The sequence below is a fragment of the Azospirillum oleiclasticum genome (genome assembly GCF_013423485.1).
Classification (GTDB): domain Bacteria; phylum Pseudomonadota; class Alphaproteobacteria; order Azospirillales; family Azospirillaceae; genus Azospirillum; species Azospirillum oleiclasticum.
Window position 1 is genome coordinate 207,320 of the sequence record NZ_JABFFR010000005.1, and the last position, 25,143, is coordinate 232,462.

Annotated in this window: 27 protein-coding genes; 10 read left to right on the forward strand and 17 right to left on the reverse strand. The window is 69.1% G+C overall.

Annotation, left to right across the window (positions count from 1 at the left end; all coding sequences use genetic code 11):
- Position 1: 1 nt before the first annotated feature.
- From HL658_RS08730 to HL658_RS08760, 7 genes are read right to left on the reverse strand one after another with little or no spacing between them, the layout of a single operon-like run.
- Positions 2-481 (reverse strand): (2Fe-2S)-binding protein, encoded by a 480-nt coding sequence (locus HL658_RS08730; RefSeq protein ID WP_180281557.1) that lies wholly within the window; start codon positions 479-481, stop codon positions 2-4.
- Positions 478-1,293, reverse strand: a complete 816-nt coding sequence (locus tag HL658_RS08735; RefSeq protein ID WP_180281558.1) for an FAD binding domain-containing protein — start codon at positions 1,291-1,293, stop codon at positions 478-480. The genes HL658_RS08730 and HL658_RS08735 overlap by 4 nt, the downstream gene beginning before the upstream one ends.
- Positions 1,290-3,638 (reverse strand): xanthine dehydrogenase family protein molybdopterin-binding subunit, encoded by a 2,349-nt coding sequence (locus HL658_RS08740; RefSeq protein WP_180281559.1) that lies wholly within the window; start codon positions 3,636-3,638, stop codon positions 1,290-1,292. The genes HL658_RS08735 and HL658_RS08740 overlap by 4 nt, the downstream gene beginning before the upstream one ends.
- 29 nt (positions 3,639-3,667) lie before the next feature.
- Positions 3,668-4,372, reverse strand: a complete 705-nt coding sequence (locus tag HL658_RS08745) for an ATP-binding cassette domain-containing protein (protein WP_180281560.1) — start codon at positions 4,370-4,372, stop codon at positions 3,668-3,670.
- Positions 4,359-5,162, reverse strand: a complete 804-nt coding sequence (locus HL658_RS08750) for an ABC transporter ATP-binding protein (protein ID WP_180281561.1) — start codon at positions 5,160-5,162, stop codon at positions 4,359-4,361. The genes HL658_RS08745 and HL658_RS08750 overlap by 14 nt, the downstream gene beginning before the upstream one ends.
- Positions 5,159-6,235: a branched-chain amino acid ABC transporter permease gene (locus HL658_RS08755; protein ID WP_246337400.1), complete on the reverse strand. Its 1,077-nt coding sequence runs from the start codon at positions 6,233-6,235 to the stop codon at positions 5,159-5,161. Before HL658_RS08755 ends, HL658_RS08750 begins: the two co-directional genes overlap by 4 nt.
- Complete coding sequence (locus HL658_RS08760) at positions 6,232-7,104, reverse strand: branched-chain amino acid ABC transporter permease (RefSeq protein WP_180281562.1); 873 nt, start codon at positions 7,102-7,104, stop codon at positions 6,232-6,234. The genes HL658_RS08755 and HL658_RS08760 overlap by 4 nt, the downstream gene beginning before the upstream one ends.
- Positions 7,105-7,488: 384 nt before the next feature.
- On the opposite strand from HL658_RS08760, the gene HL658_RS08765 reads away from it, so the two are divergent.
- Positions 7,489-8,760: an amidohydrolase/deacetylase family metallohydrolase gene (locus tag HL658_RS08765; protein WP_180281563.1), complete on the forward strand. Its 1,272-nt coding sequence runs from the start codon at positions 7,489-7,491 to the stop codon at positions 8,758-8,760.
- A gap of 603 nt (positions 8,761-9,363) precedes the next feature.
- Positions 9,364-10,032: a competence protein CoiA gene (locus HL658_RS08770; RefSeq protein WP_180281564.1), complete on the forward strand. Its 669-nt coding sequence runs from the start codon at positions 9,364-9,366 to the stop codon at positions 10,030-10,032.
- Between the two features lie 138 nt (positions 10,033-10,170).
- Here HL658_RS08770 and HL658_RS08775 read toward each other — a convergent pair whose 3' ends face one another.
- The 4 genes from HL658_RS08775 to HL658_RS08790 all read right to left on the reverse strand — a co-directional run bounded on the left by HL658_RS08775 (position 10,171) and on the right by HL658_RS08790 (position 13,075).
- Entirely contained in the window at positions 10,171-10,905 is a 735-nt protein-coding gene (locus tag HL658_RS08775) for an amino acid ABC transporter ATP-binding protein (RefSeq protein ID WP_180281565.1), read from the reverse strand.
- A complete protein-coding gene (locus tag HL658_RS08780; protein ID WP_180281566.1) occupies positions 10,892-11,542 on the reverse strand; it encodes an ABC transporter permease subunit in 651 nt (216 codons plus the stop codon). The genes HL658_RS08775 and HL658_RS08780 overlap by 14 nt, the downstream gene beginning before the upstream one ends.
- Entirely contained in the window at positions 11,535-12,209 is a 675-nt protein-coding gene (locus tag HL658_RS08785) for an amino acid ABC transporter permease (protein WP_180281567.1), read from the reverse strand. The genes HL658_RS08780 and HL658_RS08785 overlap by 8 nt, the downstream gene beginning before the upstream one ends.
- A 74-nt stretch (positions 12,210-12,283) precedes the next feature.
- On the reverse strand, positions 12,284-13,075 hold the full coding sequence (locus HL658_RS08790) for a transporter substrate-binding domain-containing protein (protein WP_180281568.1): 792 nt from the start codon (positions 13,073-13,075) through the stop codon (positions 12,284-12,286).
- Positions 13,076-13,253: 178 nt separating this feature from the next.
- On the opposite strand from HL658_RS08790, the gene HL658_RS08795 reads away from it, so the two are divergent.
- The gene (locus HL658_RS08795; protein ID WP_180281569.1) at positions 13,254-13,610 is read left to right on the forward strand and encodes a Lin0512 family protein; all 357 of its coding nucleotides are present in this window, start codon (positions 13,254-13,256) and stop codon (positions 13,608-13,610) included.
- Here the strand turns inward: HL658_RS08795 and HL658_RS08800 are convergent.
- On the reverse strand, positions 13,604-13,792 hold the full coding sequence (locus HL658_RS08800) for a hypothetical protein (protein ID WP_180281570.1): 189 nt from the start codon (positions 13,790-13,792) through the stop codon (positions 13,604-13,606). The genes HL658_RS08795 and HL658_RS08800 overlap by 7 nt on opposite strands.
- Before the next feature lie 102 nt (positions 13,793-13,894).
- Between HL658_RS08800 and HL658_RS08805 the strand changes: the two genes are divergently transcribed.
- Positions 13,895-14,602, forward strand: a complete 708-nt coding sequence (locus tag HL658_RS08805; RefSeq protein WP_180281571.1) for an extensin-like domain-containing protein — start codon at positions 13,895-13,897, stop codon at positions 14,600-14,602.
- A 4-nt stretch (positions 14,603-14,606) separates the two neighbouring features.
- Here the strand turns inward: HL658_RS08805 and HL658_RS08810 are convergent, their stop codons facing one another.
- The 4 genes from HL658_RS08810 to HL658_RS08825 all read right to left on the reverse strand — a co-directional run bounded on the left by HL658_RS08810 (position 14,607) and on the right by HL658_RS08825 (position 19,697).
- A complete protein-coding gene (locus HL658_RS08810) occupies positions 14,607-17,054 on the reverse strand; it encodes a TonB-dependent siderophore receptor (protein WP_180281572.1) in 2,448 nt (815 codons plus the stop codon).
- A 104-nt stretch (positions 17,055-17,158) separates the two neighbouring features.
- Complete coding sequence (locus HL658_RS08815; protein ID WP_180281573.1) at positions 17,159-18,187, reverse strand: FecR family protein; 1,029 nt, start codon at positions 18,185-18,187, stop codon at positions 17,159-17,161.
- Between the two features lie 10 nt (positions 18,188-18,197).
- Positions 18,198-18,719: an RNA polymerase sigma factor gene (locus tag HL658_RS08820; RefSeq protein ID WP_180281574.1), complete on the reverse strand. Its 522-nt coding sequence runs from the start codon at positions 18,717-18,719 to the stop codon at positions 18,198-18,200.
- An 81-nt stretch (positions 18,720-18,800) separates the two neighbouring features.
- On the reverse strand, positions 18,801-19,697 hold the full coding sequence (locus tag HL658_RS08825; protein WP_180281575.1) for a LysR substrate-binding domain-containing protein: 897 nt from the start codon (positions 19,695-19,697) through the stop codon (positions 18,801-18,803).
- 147 nt (positions 19,698-19,844) lie between these two features.
- Between HL658_RS08825 and HL658_RS08830 the strand changes: the two genes are divergently transcribed.
- On the forward strand, positions 19,845-20,498 hold the full coding sequence (locus HL658_RS08830; protein ID WP_180281576.1) for a hydrolase: 654 nt from the start codon (positions 19,845-19,847) through the stop codon (positions 20,496-20,498).
- A 101-nt stretch (positions 20,499-20,599) separates the two neighbouring features.
- Positions 20,600-21,604: a zinc-binding dehydrogenase gene (locus tag HL658_RS08835; protein WP_180281577.1), complete on the forward strand. Its 1,005-nt coding sequence runs from the start codon at positions 20,600-20,602 to the stop codon at positions 21,602-21,604.
- Positions 21,605-21,622: 18 nt separating this feature from the next.
- On the opposite strand, the gene pcaQ is transcribed toward HL658_RS08835, so the two are convergent.
- Positions 21,623-22,537, reverse strand: a complete 915-nt coding sequence (pcaQ, locus tag HL658_RS08840) for a pca operon transcription factor PcaQ (protein ID WP_180281578.1) — start codon at positions 22,535-22,537, stop codon at positions 21,623-21,625.
- Between the two features lie 110 nt (positions 22,538-22,647).
- Between pcaQ and pcaD the strand changes: the two genes are divergently transcribed.
- Genes pcaD through pcaG form a run of 4 tightly spaced genes read left to right on the forward strand, consistent with a single transcriptional unit; the run spans position 22,648 to position 25,137 of the window.
- Positions 22,648-23,442 (forward strand): 3-oxoadipate enol-lactonase, encoded by a 795-nt coding sequence (gene pcaD / locus HL658_RS08845; RefSeq protein ID WP_180281579.1) that lies wholly within the window; start codon positions 22,648-22,650, stop codon positions 23,440-23,442.
- On the forward strand, positions 23,435-23,851 hold the full coding sequence (gene pcaC / locus HL658_RS08850; RefSeq protein ID WP_211109688.1) for a 4-carboxymuconolactone decarboxylase: 417 nt from the start codon (positions 23,435-23,437) through the stop codon (positions 23,849-23,851). Before pcaD ends, pcaC begins: the two co-directional genes overlap by 8 nt.
- A complete protein-coding gene (gene pcaH, locus HL658_RS08855) occupies positions 23,848-24,543 on the forward strand; it encodes a protocatechuate 3,4-dioxygenase subunit beta (protein WP_180281580.1) in 696 nt (231 codons plus the stop codon). The genes pcaC and pcaH overlap by 4 nt, the downstream gene beginning before the upstream one ends.
- 3 nt (positions 24,544-24,546) lie before the next feature.
- Positions 24,547-25,137 carry a protocatechuate 3,4-dioxygenase subunit alpha gene (gene pcaG, locus HL658_RS08860; protein ID WP_180281581.1) on the forward strand — a complete coding sequence of 197 codons (591 nt, stop codon included), beginning with the start codon at positions 24,547-24,549 and terminating at the stop codon, positions 25,135-25,137.
- Positions 25,138-25,143: the final 6 nt, after the last annotated feature.

Sequence of the window (25,143 nt, forward strand, 5' to 3'; positions counted from 1 at the left end):
GTTATCCCGCGTTGGTCTTGCGCGCGTCGAGCACGCGCCGGATGGCGTTGACGATCCCGACATAACCGGTGCAGCGGCAGAGATTGCCGCTCATCTCCACACGGATCTGGCGGTCGTCCGCGTCGGGCTTGCGCAGCACCACGTCGCGCGCCGCGACCAGCATGCCGGGGGTGCAGAAGCCGCATTGCAGGCCGTGTTCGGCGGAGAAGGCGTCGCGCAGCTCGGCCGCCGTGGGGTCGGCGTCCAGCCCCTCCACCGTGGTCACCGCCCGCCCGTCGCAGGCGACGGCGTAGGTGATGCAGGAGCGGGCCGGCTGCCCGTCGATCAGCAGTGTGCAGGCCCCGCACACCCCATGCTCGCAGCCGAGATGGGTGCCGGTGAGGAGCTGTTGTTCGCGCAGGAAATCGGCCAGATGGGTGCGCGGGCTGACCTGGGCCGTCACGCGGCGGCCGTTGATGGTGAGGGTGATGGTCTTCGTCATGGATTCACCTGGGCGATCGCGCGGGCGAGGGCCACCATGTGGGTGCGGATGGCGGCTGGGTCGCCGGCGATGGAGCTGGTCGCCAGCCGGTCGGCGGCCACCGCGTCGCGGCGGGCGGGGTCGGTGAAGACGGCGGGATCGTCGATCACCAGCGGCGGGCCGGAGACGGCGCCGATCACCGCCCGCGCCACCCCGCGCGGCGGGTCGAGCAGCACCGCCCCGGTGGCGTGCGAGAATTCCCCGGTCTTGCGGCAGACCTTGTAATAGCCCCAGCGCGCGGCGGGCGAGAAGGCCGGCACGCGGACCTCCGCGATCACCTCGCCGGGCTGCAGGGCGGTCTCGAAGACGCCGAGGATGAAGCCGTCCATGGGCACGGTGCGGCGCCCGGCGGGGCCGGCCAGCACCACGGACGCCCCCATGGCGGTCAGCGCCGACACCCAGTCCGCCGCCGGGTCGGCGTGGGCGAGGCTGCCGCCGATGGTGCCGCGGTTGCGCACCGGGCGGTAGGCGATGCCCGCCGCCACCCGCGCCAGCGCGCCGCCGGTCACGTCGGGATAATCGCCGTCCTCCAGCCGCGCGTGGGTGACGCTGGCGCCGATGACGAGATGGTCGCCGTCGCGCCGGATGCCGGTCAGCTCCGGCAGGCGGGAGACATCGACCAGCAGGTCCGGCTGCACCAGCCGCAGATTCAGCATCGGCCCCAAGGACTGCGACCCCGCCACAGGCCGCACCGACAGGTCGTCGCGGGACAGCAGGGCGAGCGCGCCGTCCAGCCCGTCCGGCCGCTCGTAGTCGAAGAGTGCCGCCTTCATCGTCCGGCCTCCGCGATGGCGGACAGGATGGCGTCGGGCGTCATGGGGGAGCTGGTGACGCGCGCACCCAGCGGGCGCAGCGCGTCGTTGATGGCGTTGCAGAGGGCCGCCGGGGGGGCGATGGCGCCGCCCTCGCCGATGCCCTTCACCCCGAACTCGGTGTAGGGGGATGGGGTCACCATGTGGATGATCCGCACATGCGGGACCTCCGTGAAGCCGGGGATGAGGTAGTCGGCGAAGGTGGAGGAGAGCGGCTGCCCCGTCTCGTCGTAGGGCACCCGCTCGTACAGCGCGGTGCCGATGCCTTGGGCCACGCCGCCGCAGATCTGGCCGTCCACCACCATGGGGTTGACCATGGTGCCGGCGTCCTCGACGACGACGTAATCCAGGATCTCGACGGTGCCGAGATCGGGATCGACGGCCACCGCCACCGCGTGGGTGGCGTAGGAGAAGGTGCCGTGGTCGCTCTTGGGCTTGTAGCCGGCGGTCAGCTCCAGCCCGCCACGGTCCACGTCGGCGGGGAGGAGCTGGGGTGCCCGGTACCAGGTGTGGGCGATCTCCTTGATGGAGACGCTGGCCGCACCGGCGTGCACGGCGCCACCCCGAAGCACCGTGTCCTCGACGCGGGCCTGGAGCAGGTGGGCGCCGATCTTCCGCAGCCGCTCGGCGATCTGCCGGCTGGCCGTGGCGACCGCACCGCCGGCCATCACCATGCTGCGCGACCCCCAGGTGCCGGTGGAGTAGGGGGTCAGGCCGGTGTCGCCATGCACCAGCTTGATCTTGGCGATCGGGATGCCCAGCACCTCGTGCGCGACCTGGGCGAAGGTGGTCTCCATGCCTTGCCCGTGCGACTGCACGCCGACGCGCAGCTCCAACCCGCCGTCCGGTGTGACGCGGGCCTGCGCCTGCTCGTGCCCCGGCACCATGGGGATGCCCCAGCCGTGATAGACGGCGGTGCCGTGCGCCGCCTGCTCGCAATAGGTGGCGAAGCCGACGCCGATCATGCGGCCGTCCGGCTCCCCCTGCGTCTGGCGCGCGCGCCAGCCCTCCAGCCCGATGGCGGCGACCGCCTGCCGGACGGATTCCGGGTAGTCGCCGCTGTCGAAATGCTTCTTCGTGATGTTGTCGAAGGGCATCTTCTCCGGCGGCACGAGGTTTTCGGCCCGCACCTCCCACGGCTCGCGGCCCACGGCCTCGGCGACGGCGTCGATCATCTGCTCCATGGCGAAGCAGACGCCGGTGCGCGCCACCCCGCGGTAGGGGACGATGGGCGGCTTGTTGGTGGCGACGGAGAAGGTGCGGCAGCGGTAATTCTGGAAATCGTAGGGGCCGGGCAGGATGCTGCCGACCTGCGCCGCCTCCAGGCAGGCCGAGAACGGGTAGACGGAGTAGGAGCCGGCATCGACCCAGGCGTCCGCCTCCAGCCCCAGCAGCTTGCCGCGCTCGTCGGCGTAGGCGGTGATCTCGTAATGGTGTTCGCGGCAGTTGGCGGCGGCGACCAGATGCTCCCGCCGGTCCTCGGTCCAGCGGATCGGGCGGTCGAGCTTCATGGCGAGCCAGGCGGCCACCACCTCCTCCGGCTGCAACAGCCCCTTCCAGCCGAAGCCACCGCCGACGTCGGGTGCGATCACCCGGACGAGACCCTGCTCGATGCCCAGACATTCCGCCAGACCGGCGCGCACGATGTGGGGAAGCTGGGTGGAGGCGGTGAGCACGATCTGCTCCGCCTGCCGGTCCCAGTGGGCCAGCACGCCCTTGCCCTCCATCGGCACCATGCATTGGCGCGCGGTGCGGATGCTGCGGGACACCTTGATGGGGGCGGTGGCGGCGACGTCCGCGATGCTGCCGCCGACGTTGGTCTCCAGGAACACGTTGTCGGCCCAGTGCTCGTGCACCTTGGGCGCGCCGGGCTTCACCGCCTCCAGCATGTCGGTGTTGACGGGAAGCTCGTCCACATCGACGAAGATCTGCGCCGCGATGTCCTCGGCCTCCGCCCGCGTGGCGGCGACGCAGACGGCGACCGGCTCGCCGACGAAGCGGACCTTGCCGTCGGCGAGTGCGGGCTGTTCCGACACCTTGAAGCCGGGCAGGCCGGAGACGGCGCGGATCGGCCTGATGCCGGCCGCGGCCATGTCGGCCCAGGTGAAGACCGCGTCCCGGTGCTCCTCGGGGATCTCGAACCCGCGGATGCGGGCGTGCGCGACCGGGCTGCGCACGAAGGCCAGCTCCAGCATGCCGGGCATGGCGATGTCGCCGACGAAGCGCCCGCGCCCGCGCAGCAGCCGCTCGTCCTCCTTCCGCCGGACCCGGGCGCCGACGCCGGCCGCCGTTGGTGGGGTGTCCATGATTGTCGTCTCCGCTCCGCTCGGCGCGCTTACGCGCCCAGATAGGCCTTCTGGATGGATTCGTTGGCGAGCAGCGCCTGACCGGTGCCGTGCTGGACCACCTGCCCGCTTTCCAGCAGATAGGCGCGGTCGCACATGTCGAGGGCCGCGTAGGCGTTCTGCTCCACCATCAGCACGGTGGTGCCTTCGCGCCGGATGTCGGACACGATGGCGAAGGTCTGCTCCACGAGGTTGGGGGCGAGGCCCAGCGACGGCTCGTCGAACAGCACCAGCTTCGGCCGCGACATCAGCGCCCGCGCGATGGCGAGCATCTGCTGCTCGCCGCCCGACAGGGTGCCGGCCGCCTGCTGCAACCGCTCCTGGAGCCGCGGGAAGCGGTGGAACAGCCGCTCCATGTCCGATTTCACCGCGGCGTGGTCGCGGCGCAGATAGGCGCCCATCTCCAGATTCTCGCGCACGCTGAGCTGCGGGAACACCCGCCGCCCCTCCGGGCAATGGGCGATGCCCTGGCCGAGGACGACGCGCGGCGCCGCCCCCCCGATCGACTGGCCGCGGAAGGTGATCGAGCCCTCCGTCAGCGGCAGAAGCCCGCTGATGGCGCGCAAGGTGGTGGTCTTGCCGGCGCCGTTGGCACCGATGAGGGTGACCAGCTCCCCCTCCTCCACCGTCAGCGAGACCCGGCGGAGCGCCGGGATCTGGCCGTAGCAGACGGTGATGCCGTCAAGCTTGAGCACGTTTCACCCCCTGTCCCAGATAGGCGCGGATCACGTCGGGGTTGGACTGGATGGCCTCGGGCGGCCCCTCGGCGATGATGCGGCCGTGGTTCAGCACGACCACGAGGTCGGAGATGGACATCACCATCCGCATGTCGTGCTCGACCAGAAGCACCGTCACGCCGCGGTCGCGGATGCGCTTGACCACGGCCATGAACTCCTCCGTCTCCGACGGATTCAGGCCGGCGGCCGGCTCGTCGAACAGGATCAGCTTCGGCGAGGCGGCGAGCGCGATGGCGATGCCGAGCAGCCTCTGCTCGCCATAGGCGAGGTTGCTCGCCAGCTCGTCCGCCCGGTGGGTCAGCCCGACGAATTCCAGGATCTCGCGGACCGCCACATGCTGGCGCTCCGTCTCCCGGCGTGCGGACGGCAGGCGCAGCAGCGCTGCCCAGGTCTCCGCCTTGCCCTGCAGGTGCATGGCGGTCAGCACATTGTCGAACACCGTGCAGCCGGCGAAGATGCTGGTCCGCTGGAAGGTGCGCACGACGCCGAGTGCGGCGATGCGGTCGGGCGTCAGCCGCGTGATGTCGGTGCCGCGGAACAGCACCGACCCCTTGGTCGGCCGCAGGAAGCCGGTGATGACGTTGAAGGCGGTCGTCTTGCCGGCCCCGTTGGGGCCGATCAGGCTGACGATCCGCCCCTCCGGCACCCGGAAACTCATCGAGGCGATCGCGACCAGCCCGCTGAAATGCACGGCCACCTCGCGCACTTCGAGCGCGGGTGCGGCTTCGAGCTCCAGGGCGGCGCTCATGCCGAGGTCTCCTTGCCGGCGACCAGCGTCGCCGACGCCGGGCGCTCGCGCTTGGCCACGGTGCGCGCCCACAGGCCGCCGACGGCGGGCACGATGCCGCGGGGCACGAAGAACACGACGACGATCATGGCGACGCCGTAGACGATCCACTGCACCTCGGGCCGCGCCACCTCGCGCAGCAGTTCGGGCATGATGCCGAAGAGCAGGCCGCCGACCACCGGGCCGGCCAGCGTGCCCTTGCCGCCGGTCAGCACCATGATCACCATGGTGACGGTGTAGATGAACAGGAACACGTCGGGATCGACGATGCGGATGTAGTGGGTGTAGAGGCCGCCGGCGGCCCCCGCCATGCCGGCCGCGATCACCGTGGCGACCACCAGATAGCGCGTCACGTCGATGCCGACCGAGCGGGCCAGCGGCTCGTTCTCGCGCAGCGCCACGAAGGCGCGGCCGACCCGGCTGTCGACCAGCCGCTGGATCACCAGGAAGCTGATGACGGCCACCGCCAGCACGATCAGATAGTTGTATTCCTTGGCGTAGAGCGGCACCACGCCCTGTCCGGGCAGCCAGACCGACAGCGGCGGGATGCCGCTGAGCGCCATCGGCCCCTCGGTCAGGTCGACCCAGTTCAGCGCCACCATCCGCGCCACCTGGGCGAAGCTGATGGTGACGATCACGAAATAGGCACCGCGCACGCGGAAGGCCAGCTTGCCGATCAGGAAGCCAAAGAACGCCGCCACCAGGATGCCGCCGAGGAAGGCCACCCACACCGGCTTCGGTCCGAACACCACCGGTTCCGACCCGCCGAGATCGAGGTCGAAGCCGAGCGCCAGCAGCGCGCTGGTGTAGGCGCCGATGCCGAAGAAGGCGATGTGTCCCAGGCTGAGCTGGCCGGTGTAGCCGAGCAGCAGGTTCAGGCTCATCGCCCCGATGATGAAGATGCCGGTGGAGGTCAGCACGTGCAGCACATAGAGGTCGCCGAACCACAGCGGCCCCACGGCCATCACGAGGACGAAGAGCCAGCCGAGGAGGGGGCCAGTCATCCGGTCGGTCGTCATCCGGTCGGTCGTCATCCGATGCGCTCCTTCGCGGCGAAGAGGCCCTGCGGCCGCAGGATCAGCACGGCGATGATCAGCAGGAAGCCCATGGCGTCGCGGTAACCCGACGACAGGTAGCCGGCCCCGAACTCCTCCACGAAGGCCAGCACGAAGCCGCCGATGCTGGCGCCTGCGATGTTGCCGAGCCCGCCCAGGATCACGATGGCGAAGGCCTTCAGCGACACCAGATCGCCCATGGTCGGGTAGACCAGGAAGATCGGCGCCAGCAGCGCCCCGGCGATGGCGGCAAGGCCCGAGCCGATGGCGAAGGTCAGCGTGTACATCAGCCCCTTGTTGACGCCCATCAGGGCCGCGGTGTCCGGATCCTGGAAGGTGGCGCGCATGGCGACGCCGAGGCGGGTGCGGTTGATCAGCAGGTAGAAGGCGACCAGCAGCGCCACCGCCACGCCCAGCACGAACAGCCGCACCGGCGCCACCGCCACCGGCCCGAACACCAGCGGGTCGGGCGGGAAGGGGTGCGGCACCATCTTCGCGACCCCGCCCCAAGTGAGCTGTTCGGACGCCTGCATGGCGATGCCGGCGCCGATCATCACCAGCATGGTGGTGTCGATGTCCGCCCCCTTCAGCGGGCGCAGCAGCACGAACTCGATCACCGCCCCCAGCGCCACCCCCAGCGTTGCCGCCAGCAGCAGCGACAGGAAGAAGTCCAGCCCCAGCAGGCTGCCGAGCACGAAGGCCATGTAGGCGCCGAAGGTGTACAGCTCCCCATGCGTGAAGTTCACCACGCGCATGATGCCGAAGATCAGCGTGAGGCCGATGCCCAGCAGCGCGTAGGTGCCGCCCAGGACGAGCGCGTTGACGCAATGCTGGAGGAATTCCGCCATGGCGGGTCTCTCCTGTCTCTTTCCCTGTGTGCCTGGATCCGGCCCCGTGCTCCGGGGATGCCGGCCAATCCCTGCCCGGAACTTCAGCAAGCGGCGTGCCAGCGGCGGGAATCCCGTGGGCGCAGGGGTCCGGCAGTGTCGCGCGACCACATGCCGCATGGACACTGCCCACGGCGCGGGCATTTGTCAGCATACTGAGCATTAGCCTGTGCCCAACGCGTGGGCGCATGGTGGCGCCAATCCATCGGCCGCCCGCGGGGTTCGGCGGAATCCCTCAGTGTGCGGAGGGTTGACGGGCCCAACACTCGCGTGGCACGGGGATTGCGAACCATCCGCAAAAGGCGTTTCGCCGCATCGGGAACCCTCGCTCAGCAAGGCCAGAGCATGTCAGAACCGCACAGCTTCGATCTCATCCTCCGGGGTGGGCGCATCCTCGATCCCGCCAGCGGGCGCGACGCGGCCGGCGACGTCGGCATCCAGGGGGGCCGCATCAAGGCGGTGGCCGACCGGTTGCCGGAGGAGGCCGCCGCGCGCGTCATCGACGTGACCGGCCGCCTCGTCGCCCCCGGCCTGATCGATACCCACGCCCATGTGTACGAGGGGGTGACCGGCCGCTTCGGGCTGAACCCCGACATGGTGGGCGTGCGGTCGGGCGTGTCCACGCTGGTGGACCAGGGCGGCCCCAGCCTGATGACGCTGCCGGGCTTCCGCCGCTTCATCGCCGAGCCGTCGCGCTCGCGCACGCTGTGCTTCCTGTCCGCCTATCTGGTGGGCGGTCTGGAGGGGCATTACTACCCGCAGCTCTACCGCCCCGACTGCGTGGATGTGGAGGCGACCATCCGCGTCGGCCTCGCCAACCGCGACCTCGTGAAGGGCATCAAGGCCCATTGCGAGATGGGCGGAGCGTCCCGCTGGGGGCTGGAGGTGATGAAGCTCGCCAAGAAGATCGCGGTCGGCGTCGGCGTGCCGCTCTACGTCCATCTCGGCCGTCTGTGGCCGGACGCGGAGGACGGCGAGGCGGTCGACCCCGACCTGCTGGTGGAGGAGCTGATCCCCATCCTGGAGCCGGGCGACATCCTGGCCCACCCCTTCACCCGCCACCCCGGCGGCTTCATCTCCACCAAGACCGGCGAGGTGCACCCGATCATCCACAAGGCGCTGGAGCTGGGGCTGACGGTGGATGTCGGCCACGGCTCCCACTTCAGCTTCGAGATGGCGCGCCGCACGCTGGCCGCCGGCATCCTGCCGACGACGCTGGGGGCGGACATGCACGGCTACAACGTGAAAGCCCCGAGTGCGGCCAACGACGCGGACCGCAGCGCCAACCCCTTCTTCGGCGTCGCCCCCTTCAGCCTCGCCCACGCGATGACCGAGCTGCTGGCGCTCGGCGTGCCGCTGATGGAGGTGATGAAGACCGTCACCACCAACCCTGCCCATATGGTGGGCATGTCCGACGAGATCGGCGCGCTGACCCCCGGCATGGCCGCCGACGTGGCCGTCCTCGACCTCCTCCCCGGCCGCTGGCAGCTCAGCGACAACAGCGGCGAGACGGTGACGGCCGACCAGATGTTCGTCCCGGCGTTCTCGCTGCGCGCGGGCGAGCTGATCGAGGTGGACAGCCCTCTGCTGCCGAAGCCGATTGCGGCGGTGGCGTGATGAAAGAACCCTCCCCCGCCCAGCGGGGGAGGGTGGCGCGCAGCGCCGGGTGGGGGGGGTAACCCTCTCCCGCCCCGGGAGAGGGTGGACGGCGTCAGCCGTCCGGGTGAGGGTCCTCGGCAGCAATCTTGGGCGGAGCCCCGGCGCAGACCCTCACCCGGCGCCTGCCGGCGCCGACCTCTCCCGGGGCGGGAGAGGTTCCGTAGCGCCCGACAGCCGCGGCGCAGCCCCCTCACCCGGAGCCTCCGGCTCCACCCTCTCCCCGGTGGGGCGAGGGTGCTATGGCGAGAAATGATATGGATCTTGCCGCCAAATAATAGCCCCTTTTAGAAGGCTGCTACGATGCTGGAGTGCTTCTTGATGCGGTCAGGCAAGAGGATCATTCCCTCTCGATCAACTCACCGGTGCTGATGGGGTTCGCACTGATATTGCTAGCCAGCCTCGCTACATTTTATGGGGAGGTGTGGAAGCAAATCTCCTCAAATAGCCCTGAGAGTGGCAGGCTCGCTTGGAGTGCTAGAGTTAAACTTGATTGGAATTTTAACCGAAAAATTTATACCTTACGCGCAGTCAGCAGAAGCTGATAAATGAATGAGGCGATGTATGCGATATGCGATCGTAGATGGCAAAAAGTCGGAAGCACAGCCAAAATTAAAAGGGCACTGCCCTAATTGTGATGCTGAAATGGTTGCCAAATGCGGGCGCGTGAAAATTTGGCACTGGGCTCATAAAGGCTGTCCACCTTGTGATCCATGGTGGGAAACCGAGACTAATTGGCATCGTGCATGGAAAAATTGCTTCCCAATGGATTGGCAAGAGGTAAGCCATATCGACCCCTATTCCGGAGAGAGACATATTGCCGATATCAAAACTCCCTATGGATTTGTAATCGAATTTCAGCATTCCATCATTCATCATACTGAAAGATATGAGCGAGAAGCGTTTTACAAAAATATGATTTGGGTGGTTGATGGATTGCGAAACTCGTTTGATTTGACTTACTTTAACATTGGTATCAGCGGGCCGGTTCAGAATAATCCGCTTGCTTATAAGATAAATTGGTGGGGGCGAAGTCGTCTTCTCCATAACTGGGCCGATTCTGGCGCTAAGGTCTATCTAGATTTTGGTGGGGAAAATCTTTGGCGTTTGATAATTTTCGACTCTGAAAAAAATGTGGGAGCAGTTGGGCCAATTTCAAAAGAAATTTTCATTCAAAACTGCAAGAACGGTGAGCCTATAAGTGTTTCGTATATTGATGAAGAGGAGAAATAGATGTTTGTTAAATTCTTCCGAAACAATCTTGCGGAAATTACCGCAATTGGAATTACGAGTCTGCACCAGGAAGCATTCTTAGTTGGGTATTGGCCGGGTCAGTTCATCGCGTAGACCCGGCCGTTGACCTCGGCGTCCCTACCGCTCCGTCACCATCCCAATGAACTGCGCCAGTTCCGGCGTCGCTGGCTTCGTGAAGACCTCCTCCGGGGCGCCCTGTTCGGCGATGCGGCCCTTGTGCATGAAGACCAGGGTGTCGCAGACCTCGCGGGCGAAGCGCATTTCGTGGGTGACCAGCAGCAGGGTCATGCCCTCCTCGGCCAGTTTGCGGACGACAGCCAGCACCTCGTTCACCAGCTCGGGGTCGAGGGCGGAGGTGATCTCGTCGCAGAGCATCACCCGCGGCTTCATGGCCAGCGAGCGGGCGATGGCGACGCGCTGCTGCTGGCCGCCCGAGAGCTGGTCGGGGTAGGCGTCGAACTTGTCGGCCAGCCCGACCTTGGCCAGCGCCTCCTCCGCGATGGTGCGGACGTCGGCCTTGGACTGCTTCTTCACCACCACCGGGGCCAGCATGACGTTCTGGCCGGCGGTCAGGTGGGGGAACAGGTTGAACTGCTGGAACACCATGCCGACCTTGAGGCGCAGGGCCCGCAGGTCGGACTGGCCGGGATCGACGCAGGCGCCGTCCACCTCGATGGAGCCCTGGTTGATCCGTTCCAGCCCGTTGATGGTGCGCAGCAGCGTGCTCTTGCCGGAGCCGCTGCGGCCGATCAGGGCGACGACCTGACCCTCGTTCACCTTCAGGTCGATGCCCTTCAGCACCTCGTTGTCGCCGTAGGACTTGTGGATGCCGGTCAGCTTAACGAGCGACATGGAGCGTCCTTTCCAGGCGCTTGGCGTACACCGACAGCGGGTAGCACAGCGCGAAATAGAGCAGGCCGACGAGGCCGTAGACGAGGAAGGGCTGGAAGGTGGCGTTGGTGATCATGGTGCCGGCCTTGGTCAGCTCCACGAAGCCGATGATGGACGTCACCGCTGTGCCCTTGATCACCTGCACCGAGAAACCAACCGTAGGCGGCACCGCCACGCGCAGCGCCTGCGGCAGGATCACGTAACGCATCTGCTCGGTGAAGCTCATGGCGAGGCTTTCCGACGCCTCCCACTGGCCCTTGGGCACCGATTCCACGCAGCCGCGCCAGATCTCGGCCAGATAGGCGCTGGTGAAGAGGGTGAGGGCCACCACCGCCGCGGTCCAGGCCGTCGTCTCCACCCCCATCAGCGGGAAGGCGAAGAAGACGATGAAGATCTGCATCAGCAGAGGCGTCCCCTGGAACAGCTCGATGTAGAGGTTCATCGTCCGGCGCAGCCAGGGGAGCGGCGACACGCGGCCCAGCAGCACCAGAAGCCCGGCGATGCCGCCGCAGATGAAGGCCAGGATGGACAGCACCACCGTCCAGCGCGCCGCCAGGATCAGGTTGTAGAGGATGTCCCAGGTCGTGAATTCAGGCACGGGCAGCCCTCCGCGCGAACACCAGGTTTCCGAACCGTGCCAGCAGCCAGCGCAGCAGCACCGCCAGCCCCAGATAGAGGGCGGTCACCACGAAATAGACCTCGAAGGGCCGGAAATTGCGGGATTGGATGAAGTTGGCGGCGAAGGTCAGCTCCTCCGCCGCGATCTGCGAGCAGACGGACGAGCCCAGCATGACGATGACGATCTGGCTGGACAGCGCCGGCCAGATCTTCTTCATCGCCGGCTTGATGACGATGTGGCGGAAAATCTCGGCCCGCGTCATGGCGAGGCTCTCCCCCGCCTCGATCAGGCCCCTGGGCGTGGCCTGGATGCCGGCGCGGATGATCTCGGTGGAGTAGGCGCCGAGGTTGACCACCATCGCCAGCACCGCCGCCTGCCACTCCGGCAGCCGTATCCCCAGGGTCGGCAGGCCGAAGAAGATGAAGAAGAGCTGCACCAGGAAGGGCGTGTTGCGGATCACCTCCACATACACGCCGACGGCGGTGTCCAGCGCCTTGACGCCGGAGGTGCGGGCCGCCGCCCCGGCGATGCCGATCGACACCCCGGCGACCGTGCTGACCACGGTCAGCGCCGCCGTCAACACCACGCCGTCCACCAGCACCGGCGTGTAATCGAACACGGCGGGGAAATCGAAACTGTAGGCCATGGGGTATCCCGTCGCCGGTGGAAATCGCCAGTCCCGTCATCCCCGCCGTCGCGGGGATGACGGGGACGGGGGTGTCAGAGGTCCTTCGGCAGGGGGGCCTTCAGCCACTTCTGGGCGATGGCGTCGAGCGAGCCGTCGGTCTTCGCCTTGGCGATGATGGCGTTGACCTTTTCCAGCAGCGCCGTCTCGCCCTTGCTCACGCCGATGAAGCAGGGGGAGTTCTTGATCAGGAACTTTGACACCGGCTTGCGCGGCGGGTTGCGCTCCAGGATGGCGGCGGCCACCACGTTGCCGGTGGCGATCAGCTCCACCTGCCCCGACAGGAAGGCGGAGATGGTGCCGTTGTTGTCCTCGTAGCGGCGGATGTTGGCCGACGCCGGTGCCACCTTCGACAGCTCGATGTCCTCCACCGAGCCGCGGGTCACGCCCACCGCCTTGCCGGCGAGATCGTCCACCTTGTCGGCCTTCACGTTGTCCGGCCCGAACACGCCGTTGAAGAAGGGGGCGTAGGCGACCGAGAAGTCGATGACCTTCTCGCGCTCGGCGTTCTTGCCGAGGCTGGAGATGACGAGGTCGGCCTTGCCGGTGGTCAGGTAGGGGATGCGGTTGGTGCTGGTCACCGGCACCAGCTCCACCTTCACGCCCAGCTCCTTGGCGATCAGGGTGGCGGTGTCGATGTCGTAGCCGAGCGGCTTCAGGTCGGGGCCGACCGAGCCGAAGGGCGGGAAGTCCTGCGGCACCGCCACCTTGAGCACGCCCGCCTTGGTGATGGTTTCCAGCGCGTCGGCACGCGCGGGTCCGGGTGCGGCGGCGGCGAACAGGGCGGCGGCGAAGCCGACGGCCCCGAGGAACTTGGCGAAACGCATGACAGTCTCCAACGGGTGGTTTGCCCGGCCTTATTCAAGCGCTGTGCCACCATCGGGAGCGCGCTGCGGCGCAGACCGTGGCATCATGCCGCTGCCAGCGGCGGCGCCAGTTGCCCAATTCCTGGGCAAACCGGTGTCCCGCACGGTACCGCACACATGAGGGACGGAGACACCGGGTATGGATCACGTGATGTTCATCGAACTGGGCATGGGGGCCGACCTGCACGGGCAGGACGTGACCAAGGCCGCCTGCCGCGCCGTGCGCAACGCCATCGAGCGCAACTCGCTTCCCGGCATGCGCACGCTCGTCGGCGGCGACAGCAGCCGCATGAAGGTGCATGTGCGGCTGGCCGTGCCCGACGACGCGGACAAGGTCGATCACGACGCGGTGCGCGCCGTCTTCCCCTACGGTCAGGTGACGGTCGAGGTGGTGCCGGGCGGCATGGTGACGCCGAGCGGCGTGGTTCTGCCCGACAAGGGCGACCGCAACGACCTGATCTACATCGTCAACGCCGCGGTCACCGTCGGCTACTGAGCCGCCGCGGCGCGCTTCGCCAGCGTCATCAGCACCTCATCGACCGAGATGGGGTCGAAGCTGCGGACATCCTCCAGCAGGTCGCGCAGGCGGATGGTGATGATCTCCCCGGTCTGGTGCTTGTCGAAGACCGGGGTGTCGCCCAGCGCCTCGGCCATCCGCCGCAGCGTCGTCTCGTCCATGAAATCGCCTCCCTTCCGGTGCTTCCTGGGGAACACCGGGCGGGGACGATCGTCCCGCCGCCGCGTTCAAGGGTGGGTCGGGGACGGCAGGGTGAGGGCTTGATGGGGCGGTTGCTGCGCTGGGTGTCGCTGCTGGTGCTGGCGGGGCTGGCCGTGCTGGCCCCGCTGGTGTGGCAGGGGGTGATCGTGCTGCCCGAGGCGTACGACCCCTGGGCGCCGCTGCGCATCGACGCGGAGCCCGGCCTGCTGACCCGCCACAAGCTGCACCGGCTGGAGGAGGACGGGGTGCTGTGCCGTCTGGTGCTGCACGGCGCCGGCCAGCCCTTCACCCCCGTGCCCGACCGGCAGACTGCAGAGGGCTGCGGCTTCACCGACGCCGTGCGCGTGGAGCGCACGGGTGTACGCTTCAACGACGGCGTCACCGCCACCTGCGCCGTCGCCGCGGCGTGGCTGCTGTTCGAGCGGCACGCGCTGCAGCCGGCGGCCGAGGCGCATTTCGGCAGCCGGGTGGTGGGGGTGCGGCATCTCGGCACCTATTCCTGCCGCAACCTGTACGGCCGGGCGGAGGGGCGGCGCAGCGAGCACGCCACCGGCAACGCCATCGACATCGCCGGCTTCACGCTCGCCGACGGCACCCGCATCGCCCTGCCCGCCGACTGGGACAGCGCCGACCCACGCAAGGCCGCCTTCCTGCGCGACGCGCGGAACGGCGCCTGCCGCTTCTTCGACGTGGTGCTCGGGCCGGACTACAACGCCGCCCACCGCGACCACTTCCACCTCGACATGGGGCGCTTCCGCGCCTGCCGGTGAGCGGTCACCAGCGCCGGCTGACCGTCGCCATCACCGTGCGCTGCTCGCCGTAGTAGCAGCTTCCGTAGGAGCAATTGGCGATGTACTCCTTGTCGGTGAGGTTGCGGGCGTTGAGCGCGAGGTTCCAGTCCTCGAACTCGTAGCCGATCATGGCGTCGAACAGCGTGTAGGACGGCACGGCGGCCACCGTGGTTTCCCCCATACCGTGGTTTGAGCCGTTGTAACGCACGCCGGCACCGAACTTCAGCCCGCCGGGGAGCCGGTAGTCGGCCCACAGCGAGCCGCGGTGCTTCGACACGGCGTTCAGTTGCTTGCCGACCTCGTCGGGGTTGCTGCTGGCGGTGACGTCGGCCTTGGGCGTCCACGCATAGGCGGCCGTGAGGGTGAGGCCGGGCAGGGGCTGCACCACCGCTTCCAGCTCCACCCCGCGCACGGTGACCTCGCCGGTCTGGCGCGGCATGGCGTCCAGATCGTAGGTGACGTAGTTCCGGCGGCGCAGGTCGAACACGGCGATGCCGTAGGTGTCGTCGGTCCCCGGCGGTTGGTAGCGCAGACCGGCTTCGTACTGGCGGCCGGTCTCGGGCTCCATCAGCTTGCCGGTGGCGGGGTCCACGACCGCGCTCGGCACGAAGGATTCCGAATAGCTCACATAGGGGGCGAGCCCGCTCGGGTGCAGATAGACCAGCCCGGCCCGGCCGGTCAGCCGGTGGACGGTGTCGTCGATATCGGTGCCGTCCACCTCGTTGACCGCCTGGACGCGCGCGCGGTCGTAGCGGCCGCCGACGGTCAGCACCCAGCGTTCGTCGAACTTGAGCTGGTCCTGCAGATAGACGCCCAACTGCGACACCGTGGTCCGCCCGTCCCAATAGGGCGCCGCCGGGATGACGGGGGAACCGTAGACGGGCGCGTAGAGGTCGAGCGGGGCCACGCTGCCGCCGGACACGGTGACCTGATCCACCCGCGTGCGCTGGTAATCGAGACCCCCCAGCACCCGGTTGGACCACCGTCCGAAGCGCTGGTCGAACTGCGCCTGGTTGTCGATGGTCAGGCTGCCCAGCGTCTCGTCGCTGGTGAACACGCTGCGCCGCACCGTCCGGTAGTTGGCCGGGTCGGTCTCGTCGCCGTTGACGGCGATGAAGTTGCGCCCGTTGACCTGCCGGTAGTCGATGTCGAGATGGTTGTAACGGGCGTTCTGGCGCAGGGTCACCGCGTCGTTCACCCGATGCTCCAGCAGATAGCCCAGCGACCATTGCTGCTGGAAGACATGGTTGTAATCGGGCTCCCCGTTGTAGGTGGAGGACGGAACCTTGGTGCCGGCCGGTGTGGCGATCAGCGACCCGACCTCCGGGGCGTTGCGGGTCAGGGTGCCGGACCAGCTCTTGCTGTACTGCGCCAGCAGGGTCAGCGTGGTGTCGTCGTTCGGGCGCAGGGTGACGGACGGTGCCACGAACACGCGGTCGTTCGGCATGCCCTCCGCCGCCAGTTCGGCATCCTGGAGCAGCGCGATGAAGCGGTAGAGCACACGCCCCTCCGCATCGACCGGACCGGAGACGTCGCCGGCGAGCTGGCGGTGGGCGTCGGTGCCGAGCTGCAACCGCAGCTCGCCCTGCGGCGTGGCGGTCGGGCGCTTGCTCACCACATTGACCAGCCCGCCCGGCCCGCTCTGCCCGTAGAGGACCGAGGAGGGGCCGCGCAGCACCTCGATCCGCTCCGCGCTGTAATTCTCGACCCGCCACACCGACCAGGTGTCGATGTTGCGCAGTTGCAGCCCGTCCAGGTAGAAGCCGGGCGTGTAGACGTCGAAGCCGCGGAGCTGGACCCAGTCGAAACGGGAATCGGTGCCGTAGGGGGCGATCTCGATGCCGGGGGTGTAGCTCAGCGCCTCCTTCACGTTGGTGGCGCCCATCGCCTCGATCCGCGGGGCGGTGACCACCGAGATGGACTGCGGCGTCTCCAGGATCGGCGTGTCGGTCTTGGTGCCGGCGGCGCTGCGGCGGACGGTGTAGCCGCTGTCGGGACCATAGGGGCCGGCCCCGGCACCCCGCACCATGACCGGATCCAGCGTGACGCTGCCGTCGGTGCGCAGCTCCACCAGCGTGACCGAGGTCGGCCCGGTCATCCGGTAGGAGAAGCCGGTGCCGGCCAGCAGCCGGGCCAGCGCCTCGGTCGCCGGGAAGCGTCCGGTGACGCCGGGCGAACGGGCGGTGCCGGTCATGCCGGCGGGGTAGACCACCTCCAGATTGGCGGCCATCCCGAAAGCGGTGAGGGCGGAGGCCAGCGGCTGCGGCGGGATCGCGAAGCTCCGCACCGCGGCCGTTTCGGCCGGGGCCGACGGCGTCGGTGTTTGCGCCTGCGCCCCGGCAAACCCCGGCGCTGACAGCGCCACCCCCGCCAGCAGCGCCCCGCACAGCCGCCGCACCCCGCGTCCCCGCACCCGAACCGCCATCGTCATCCCCCGTTCTCGCCATCATGCGAACGACTTGCAGTCGCATATTGGCTAGGACGAAAGCCGCGGCGGCGCCCCACACCCCGCTCATGAAAAAAAGTTCGGAACGGTCAGGCGCGGTGCAGCAGGGTCAGGTAGGGGCCGAAGCTCTGCAGGCGCACCGGCAGGGTGCCGACGATGGCGCGCAGCGCGCGGTCGGGGTCGCGCCCGTCGACCACGCCGCTGACCCGGCGGCCGGCCACCGCGTCGTCGGTGATCAGGATGCGGCCGGGGTGGTAGCGGGCGATCTCCTCCACCACCTCGGCCAGCGGGCGGTCCTCGAACACCAGCTTGCCGGTGCGCCACGCCTGCGCCACGGCGGGGTCGACCGCGGCCATGGCGGCGAAGCCGTCCGGCCCGTAGCGGCCCCGCTCGCCGGCCGACAGCCGCCGGGTCGGCGCGCTGTCGGTCGCGGTGTCCGTTGCGGCGTCGAGGGCGACCGCGACGGTGCGGGCGCCGACGGTCACCTCGACATCCGCCCCCACATGGCCGACCGAGAATTCGGCGCCGACGGCACTGGTGGTGCCGGCCCCCGCCCGCACCAGGAAGGGGCGGTCCTGATCGGGGGCGACGGCGAACCACGCGCGCCCGCGCAGCAGCTCCACCCGCCGCCCGTCGCCGGTCATGTCGATCGACAGGGCGGAATCGGCGTCGAGCGTCAGGACGCTGCCGTCGGCCAGCCGCCGCGTCGCCACCTCGCCCACCCCGGTGGCATGGTCGGCCCGCCAGCCGCGCAGCAGCGCCGGCCCGATCGCGACGCCCAGCAGCCCGGCGGCCAGCGCCCCGCCGGCCAGCGCCAGCGCACCGCGGCGGTTCGGGCGGCGGATGGCCGGGGTTGCCGTGGCGCGTTCCAGCCGCCGCGCCTCGGCGGCCAGATCCTCCAGCCCACCCAGATCGTCCCACGCTGCGGCCAGCGCCTCGTAGGCGCGGCGGTGGGCGGGGTCGGCGGCCAGCCACGCGGCGAGGGCCGGGTCGGCGTGGCCGCCGGCGTCGCGCGCCAGGAACCAGCGCAGCGCCTCGGCCTCGACCGCGTCGGCTGTGGCGGCGGCGGGGGAGGCTGGTCCGGAAGCCGGCGCGGGGGCGGGCGGATGGTCGGTCATCAGGGTGCCGTCAGCCGTCGAGCCGGCGCAGATGGTCGCGGCACTGCGCCATCGCCCGCTGGACGTGCTTCTCCACCATGCTGACGGAGATGCCGAGGCGCCGCGCGATCTCCGGGTGCGACAGGCCGGTGAAACGGTGGAGCAGGAACACCTCGCGGCAGCGCGGCGGCAGCGCGTCGATGGCGGCGCGCAGGGCCAGCAGCCGCTGGCGCTGGTGCAGCACGTCGTCGGCCGCCGGCCGGTCGCAGGCGAGAGCGTCCGGCACCGGGTCGGGGCTGAGGTGGCGCTGGATGGCGCGGGCGCGGCGCTGGTGGTCGGTGGCGAGGTTGCCGGCCATGCGGAACAGATAGGCACGGGGGTTGGCGATGGCCGCCGAGGCGTCCCCGCCCAGCTCGCGCAGCCGCACGCACAGGTCCTGCACCACGTCGGCCGCCAGCGAGGCGCAGCCAAGCCGGCGGGTGAGCAGGCGCAGCAGGTCCTGGTAATGCACCTGCACGAGGGCGAGGAGGTCGCTGGAGGCGGCGTCGGACATGACGGGGGCGGGTGGGGAAAGCGAATGCGAAGCGTTCTTAGCATTTCCACGGCGTGCCGTCACCAGCCTCCGTCGCTCCGCTCATTCGGGGGCCGTGCCCACCACGTCGGACGCGGTTCCGAAGCAGGCGATCAGCATCTCGATGAGAATCCGCACCTTGCGGGTCGGATGCTGGCCCGGCGGACGGACCACATAGATGCCCGCCGGCCGGATCGGGTGGCGCGTCATCACCGGCACCAGCGCGCCGGAGGCGAGGTGCTCCCGGATCAGGCCCTCGGGCAGATAGGCGATGCCGAGCCCGGCCAGGGCGGCGGCGACCAGGGCGGTCCCGTTGTCGGCCTTGAAGCGCCCTTGTGGGCGCAGCGTGACCGTCGTCCCGCCGTCCAGGAACTGCCAGCTCTCGGTGCCCTGCATCAGCGCCTGATGGGCGATCAGCGCGTCGGGCGTTTCCGGTGCCCCGTGCTCGGCGATGTAGTCGGGGCTGGCCACCAGGGTTCCATGGATCGGGCCGATCCGCCGCGCGATCAGGTTGGAGTCCGGAAGATGGCCGAGCCGGATGGCGCAGTCGTAGCCCTCGGCGATGAGGTCCACGAAGCGGTCGCTGTAGCTGGTGTGGATGTGAAGATGCGGATGGCGCCGCGCCATCTCGGCGAACACATGCGCGAAGTGGGTCGGGCCGAAGGTCAGCGGCACGGCGACGCGCAACCGGCCGCGAAGCTCCCCCTCCGGTAGTATCGCTTCACGGGCGGCGTCAACCTCCGCGCAAGCTCTGGCGGCGTGATCCCGCAATGTGACCCCCGCCTCGGTCAGTGCCGCGCCGCGTGTGCTTCGCGCCAGCAACTGGACGCCAAGGTCCTGCTCCAGCCGCGCCAGCCGTCGGCTGACGATCGACTTGGAAAGACCGAGACGACGCGCCGCGGATGTCAGGCCACCGGCGTCGGCGACTTCCACGAAGGTTCGGAGATCTTCGATGTCCACGCGGCGTTCCCGGTTCGGCGACACAGTGTGCCAAGGGCCGCGGCTACCGTACCACACACCGGAATGGCACTGTCCACCCGGACGACGTCGCGGGAAGCGCAGGTTTCCCGGCGCGTCGATCCCATCCAAAGACAACAGGGAACAGAGATGACCTTCCGCAACGGCCTCGCGTCGCTCCTCCGTCCCGAGGATTCGGTGCTCGTCCTGATCGATCACCAGCCCTACCAGCTTGCGAACGTGAACAGCCACGAGCCGCAGATGGTGATCAACAACACGGCCGGCCTGGCGAAGGCCGCCAAGGCCTTCGGCGTGCCCACCATCCTGACCACGGTGATCGCCGCCCGCGGCGGCCTGCTCTTCCCGCAGATCACCGACGTGTTCCCCGGCCAGGAGGTGATCGACCGGACCTTCATCAACACCTGGGAGGATCCCAAGGTGGTCGACGCCGTCAAGGCGACCGGCCGCAAGCAGCTCGTCATCGCCGGTCTGTGGACCGAGGTGTGCGTCGCCATGCCGGTGATCCAGGCGCTCGGCGAAGGCTGGGACGTGACGGTGATCACCGACGCCTCGGGCGGTGTCTCGGTCGAGGCGCACCAGATCGCCATCCAGCGCATGATCGCGGCCGGCGCCAACATGATGACGTGGCTGGCGATCGCGGCGGAATGGCAGCGCGACTGGGCGCGGATGGACACGGCCGTGCCACTGACCGACGTGATCGTCCAGCACGCCGGCGGCAGCGGCATCGCCTATCTGTGGGAGCAGCAGCTCCTCAACACGCCGGTGGAGGGCGCGGCACGCTGATCCGGGCGTAGCCGGCAACGGACCAGGCTGCCGGGAGGCGGCGGGGATCACCAGCACGACGGCGCCCCCGCCGCCCCGGCCTTTTCTGAGAAGGTACGAACATGACCGACACCATGAAGGCGATCCTGCTCGTCAAATTCGGTGGCTTCGACGCGTTCGAGATGCGCGAGGTTGCCGTACCGGTCGTCGGACCACGGCAGATCCGGGTGCGTGTCCACGCCACCGCCATCAATCCTTTGGACTATCAGATTCGGCGTGGCGACTACACCGACCACGTGCCGCTCCCCGCCATCATCGGCCACGACATTTCCGGGGTCGTGGAAGAGAGGGGAGCGGCCGTGACCGAGTTCGACGTCGGCGACGAGGTCTATTACACGCCCAGGATTTTCGGCGGCCCCGGCTCCTATGCGGAGCAGCACGTCGCCGATGTCGAGCTGGTCGGGCGCAAGCCGAGCACCATCAGCCATCTGGAAGCCGCCAGCCTGACGCTGGTCGGCGGGACGGTCTGGGAAGCCCTAGTGACCCGCGCCCAGCTTGCCGTCAGCGAGACCATTCTGATCCATGGCGGTGCCGGCGGCGTGGGGAGCGTGGCGATCCAGCTTGCCAAGGCGATGGGCGCGCGGGTCATCACGACGGCGCGCCGCAGCAACCATGAGTTCGTGCGATCGCTCGGGGCGGACGAGGTGATCGACCACAGCGCCGACGACTACGTCTCGGCGGTGGCGGACCTGACGCACGGGCACGGGGTGAACGTCGTGTTCGACACCATCGGCGGCGACACCCTGACGAGGAGCGCTCGGGTCCTTGCGGATGCCGGACGGCTGGTCAGCATCGTCGACATCGCGCAGCCGCAGAACCTGATCGAGGCCTGGGGAAAGAACGCCGCCTACCATTTCGTGTTCACACGCCAGAACCGGGGCAAGCTCGACGCGCTGACCAACCTGGTCGAACGCGGCCTGATCAAGCCGGTGATCGGCGCGGTGCTGCCACTGGCCCGCATCGGCGACGCGCATGAACTGCTCGAAAATGGGGGCTCCCGCGGGCTTCGCGGCAAGGTGGCGATCGACGTCGTGGGCCAGACGGTGGAGCTTCCCGTCCCGCGATAGACGCGGTGGCGGTTGGCGTCACCGCCCCTCCGCCGCCTGCCGCACCGCCTCCATGAACAGGCGCAGCGGCGGGGAGGGGTCGGTGTCGGCGCGGGTGGTCAGGCCGACGGGGCCGCTGGTGTCGCTTGTGTCGGCGGGCAGCTCCACCAGGGTGCCCTCGCGGAGGTCGGGCTCGGCCACGCCATACGAGATGATCCACACCGCGTCGGTGGCGCGGGTGAAGCTGCGGCCGAAGGTGGTGGACACCGTCTCGATCCGCCGCGGCAGGTCGCCGACCCCGCCGGCGATCAGCAGCCGCTCCACCGCCGGGCGGGTCACCGCGTCGCGGTCGGGAAGCAGCACCGTGTAATCGGCGATGCGCGCCAGATCCAGCTCCGCCACGCGCGTGAGCGGGTGGCCCGGCCGCACGACGACCGACACGCGCTCCGAATAGAGATGCACGAAGGCGAGGTCGCGCATCTGCTCGGGCGCGCCCAGCCGGCCGATCACCAGATCCAGGTCGCCGCCACGCAGCCGGTCCAGCAGATGGCCGTTGGGGCCGCTGGCGAGGTTGACCACCACGCCCGTGCGCGCTTGCTGGAAGCGCAGCACCGCGTCCGGCGCCAGCTTTGCGGCCACCGTGGGCAGCACGCCGATGCGGATGGTCGCGGCCCCCCCCATGCGCACCTGCGCCACGCTGTCCACCGCCTGCCGCAGCGCCACCATGCTGGCGGCGGCGTGGCGCTGGAACACCTCCCCGAACTCGGTCAGCGTGACGCCGCGGCGGCTGCGGTCCATCAGCGCCACGCCCAGGATCTCCTCCAGCTCGATCAGCGTCTTCGACACCGCCGGCTGGCTGAGCGCCAGGGCGTCGGCCGCCCGGCCGACGCTGCGCCGCCGCGCCACCTCCAGAAAACACTGGATGTGCCGGTGCCGGAGGCGCGGGTCGAGCATCGGATTTCCCCTGATTCATAACCTGAGGGAATGAATCTATCAGGAACGACCATTTTCGATGACGGGAATCTTCGTATAAAGTCCAGCATTCTGTGGGAGGAGCAGAGCCGATGAAGGCCGTCAGCAACAACGACATCGTGATCCGCTACCGGGAGGACGGGCGCCGCGACGGGCCGGTTCTGCTGTTTTCCAACTCGCTCGGCACCGATCTCCAGGTGTGGGACAAAGTGGTGCCCGCCTTCACCGGCGATTTCCGGGTGCTGCGCTACGACACCCGCGGGCATGGCCTGTCCGACGCGCCGGCCGCACCCTACAGCCTCGACGACCATGTGGGCGATATGCTCGCGGTGATGGACGACGCCGGCGTCGAGCGCGCCATCCTGGTCGGCCTGTCGGTCGGCGGGCTGATCGCGCAGGGTGTCGCGGCGCGCGCGCCAGAGCGGGTGCGGGCGCTGGTGCTGAGCAACACCGCGCACCGGATCGGCAGCGTGGAGAGCTGGACCCAGCGCATGGACGCCATATCCGCGGGCGGCATCGCGTCGATCGCCGACGCGATCCTGGAGCGCTGGTTTTCCGCCGCCTTCCGGCGGGAACGGGCGGCGGAGCTGGCGGTCTGGCGCAACATGCTCGTGCGCACGCCGGCGCAGGGCTATCTCGGCACCTGCGCGGCGCTGCGCGACGGTGACCTGACGGCGGCGGCGGCGCGCATCGCCGTGCCCACCCTGTGCCTCGCCGGGTCGGAGGACGGGGCGACCCCGCCGGACCTCGTCCGGTCCACGGCCGGACTGATCCCCGGCGCCCGCTTCCACCTCATCGACGGCGCCGGCCACATCCCCGGCGTGGAGAACCCCGAGGCGGTGATCGCCGCCATCCGGACGTTCCTGAAGGAGAACGACCTTGTCTGACGAACAGCCGTTGCCGAACCGGTACGATCAGGGCATGGCGACCCGCCGCTCCGTGCTGGGCGACGCCCATGTCGACCGGGCCGAGACGAACAAGTCCCCCTTCGACGTGGATTTCCAGCGATTCATCGTGGAGGGGGCCTGGGGCTCCGTCTGGTCGCGGCCGGGTCTGACCAAGCGCGAGCGCAGCCTGATCACCATCGCCCTGCTGGCCGCCGGCGGCCATCACGAGGAGGTGGCGATGCACATCCGCGCCACCCGCAACACGGGCGCCACCCCCGACGACGTGAAGGAAGCGCTGCTCCACGTCGCCGTCTACGCCGGCGTGCCGGCGGCCAACAGCGCCATCAAGGTCGCCAAGGACGCCTACGCGGCGATGGACGCCGCCGCGGCCGAGGGAGGAAAACCATGAGCACGGCACCGCGCGACTGGACCGCGCACCCGCCCTACCTGTACGCCGGGTACAAGTCCACCACCCTGCGCGGCCCCACGAAGCCGCTGATCCCGCTGAAGCAGAGCCTGTCGGAGATGACCGGCCCGGTGTTCGGCCAGGACTGCCTGGGGCCGCTCGACCACGACCTGACCCGCAACGGCCGCAAGAACGGCGAGCCGCTGGGTGAGCGCATCGTCGTCACCGGCCGGGTGCTGGACGAGGCCGGGCGCCCGGTGCGCAACACGCTGGTCGAGGTCTGGCAGGCCAACGCCGCCGGCCGCTACGTCCACAAGGTGGATCAGCACGACGCCCCGCTGGACCCCAACTTCTTCGGCGGCGGGCGCTGCGTGACCGACGAGGAGGGCAACTACCGCTTCCACTCGATCAAGCCCGGCGCCTACCCCTGGGGCAACCACCACAACGCGTGGCGGCCCAACCACATCCATTTCTCGCTGTTCGGGCCGACCATCGCCACCCGGCTGGTCACCCAGATGTATTTCCCCGGCGACCCGCTTCTGCCGCTCGACCCGATCTTCCTCGGCACGCCGGAAGGCGCGCGGGAGCGGCTGATCTCCAACTTCGCGATCGACGTGACGGAACCCGGCTTCGCACTCGGCTACGTCTTCGACATCGTGCTGCGCGGCCCGGCGGCGACGCCGATGGAGGCTTGAGCCATGGCCCTGAAACAGACGCCCTCGCAGACCGTCGGCCCCTACTTCGCCTATGGGCTGACGCCCACCCAGTACGGTTACGATCTGCCCAGCATCGCCGGCCCCGAGCTGGCGACCGAGGAGACGGACGGCCAGCCGATCCGCATCGTCGGCCAGGTGTTCGACGGGCAGGGCCAGCCCATCGGCGACGCCATGATCGAGATCTGGCAGGCCGACGCGCAGGGGCGCTACGCCCACCCGGCCGACAGCCGCAACCCGAACGCGACGTTTCGCGGCTTCGGCCGTTGCGGTACCGGAACGGATCCGCGCAACCGTTTCGTTTTCGAAACCGTCAAGCCCGGCCCGACCGGCGACGGCAGCGCCCCGCATACGACGGTGATCGTCTTCATGCGCGGCATGCTGACCCACGCCTACACCCGCCTCTACTTCTCCGACGAGGCCGAGGCCAACGCCGCCGACCCGGTGCTGGCGTCGGTCCCGGAAGACCGCCGCGACACCCTCATCGCGAAGCGCGAGGACACGGCGGCCGGCGTCGTCTACCGCTTCGACATCCACATGCAGGGCGACCGGGAGACGGTGTTCTTCGAGGTGTGAGGCACC

Bases quoted from the DNA above. Each gene is read 5' to 3' on its own strand.
- HL658_RS08730 (WP_180281557.1), bottom strand. From the start codon at position 481: ATGACGAAGACCATCACCCTCACCATCAACGGCCGCCGCGTGACGGCC.
- HL658_RS08735 (WP_180281558.1), bottom strand. From the start codon at position 1,293: ATGAAGGCGGCACTCTTCGACTACGAGCGGCCGGACGGGCTGGACGGC.
- HL658_RS08740 (WP_180281559.1), bottom strand. From the start codon at position 3,638: ATGGACACCCCACCAACGGCGGCCGGCGTCGGCGCCCGGGTCCGGCGG.
- HL658_RS08750 (WP_180281561.1), bottom strand. From the start codon at position 5,162: ATGAGCGCCGCCCTGGAGCTCGAAGCCGCACCCGCGCTCGAAGTGCGC.
- HL658_RS08755 (WP_246337400.1), bottom strand. From the start codon at position 6,235: ATGACGACCGACCGGATGACGACCGACCGGATGACTGGCCCCCTCCTC.
- HL658_RS08760 (WP_180281562.1), bottom strand. From the start codon at position 7,104: ATGGCGGAATTCCTCCAGCATTGCGTCAACGCGCTCGTCCTGGGCGGC.
- HL658_RS08765 (WP_180281563.1), top strand. From the start codon at position 7,489: ATGTCAGAACCGCACAGCTTCGATCTCATCCTCCGGGGTGGGCGCATC.
- HL658_RS08770 (WP_180281564.1), top strand. From the start codon at position 9,364: ATGCGATATGCGATCGTAGATGGCAAAAAGTCGGAAGCACAGCCAAAA.
- HL658_RS08775 (WP_180281565.1), bottom strand. From the start codon at position 10,905: ATGTCGCTCGTTAAGCTGACCGGCATCCACAAGTCCTACGGCGACAAC.
- HL658_RS08785 (WP_180281567.1), bottom strand. From the start codon at position 12,209: ATGGCCTACAGTTTCGATTTCCCCGCCGTGTTCGATTACACGCCGGTG.
- HL658_RS08790 (WP_180281568.1), bottom strand. From the start codon at position 13,075: ATGCGTTTCGCCAAGTTCCTCGGGGCCGTCGGCTTCGCCGCCGCCCTG.
- HL658_RS08795 (WP_180281569.1), top strand. From the start codon at position 13,254: ATGGATCACGTGATGTTCATCGAACTGGGCATGGGGGCCGACCTGCAC.
- HL658_RS08800 (WP_180281570.1), bottom strand. From the start codon at position 13,792: ATGGACGAGACGACGCTGCGGCGGATGGCCGAGGCGCTGGGCGACACC.
- HL658_RS08805 (WP_180281571.1), top strand. From the start codon at position 13,895: ATGGGGCGGTTGCTGCGCTGGGTGTCGCTGCTGGTGCTGGCGGGGCTG.
- HL658_RS08810 (WP_180281572.1), bottom strand. From the start codon at position 17,054: ATGACGATGGCGGTTCGGGTGCGGGGACGCGGGGTGCGGCGGCTGTGC.
- HL658_RS08815 (WP_180281573.1), bottom strand. From the start codon at position 18,187: ATGACCGACCATCCGCCCGCCCCCGCGCCGGCTTCCGGACCAGCCTCC.
- HL658_RS08820 (WP_180281574.1), bottom strand. From the start codon at position 18,719: ATGTCCGACGCCGCCTCCAGCGACCTCCTCGCCCTCGTGCAGGTGCAT.
- HL658_RS08830 (WP_180281576.1), top strand. From the start codon at position 19,845: ATGACCTTCCGCAACGGCCTCGCGTCGCTCCTCCGTCCCGAGGATTCG.
- HL658_RS08835 (WP_180281577.1), top strand. From the start codon at position 20,600: ATGACCGACACCATGAAGGCGATCCTGCTCGTCAAATTCGGTGGCTTC.
- pcaQ (WP_180281578.1), bottom strand. From the start codon at position 22,537: ATGCTCGACCCGCGCCTCCGGCACCGGCACATCCAGTGTTTTCTGGAG.
- pcaD (WP_180281579.1), top strand. From the start codon at position 22,648: ATGAAGGCCGTCAGCAACAACGACATCGTGATCCGCTACCGGGAGGAC.
- pcaH (WP_180281580.1), top strand. From the start codon at position 23,848: ATGAGCACGGCACCGCGCGACTGGACCGCGCACCCGCCCTACCTGTAC.
- pcaG (WP_180281581.1), top strand. From the start codon at position 24,547: ATGGCCCTGAAACAGACGCCCTCGCAGACCGTCGGCCCCTACTTCGCC.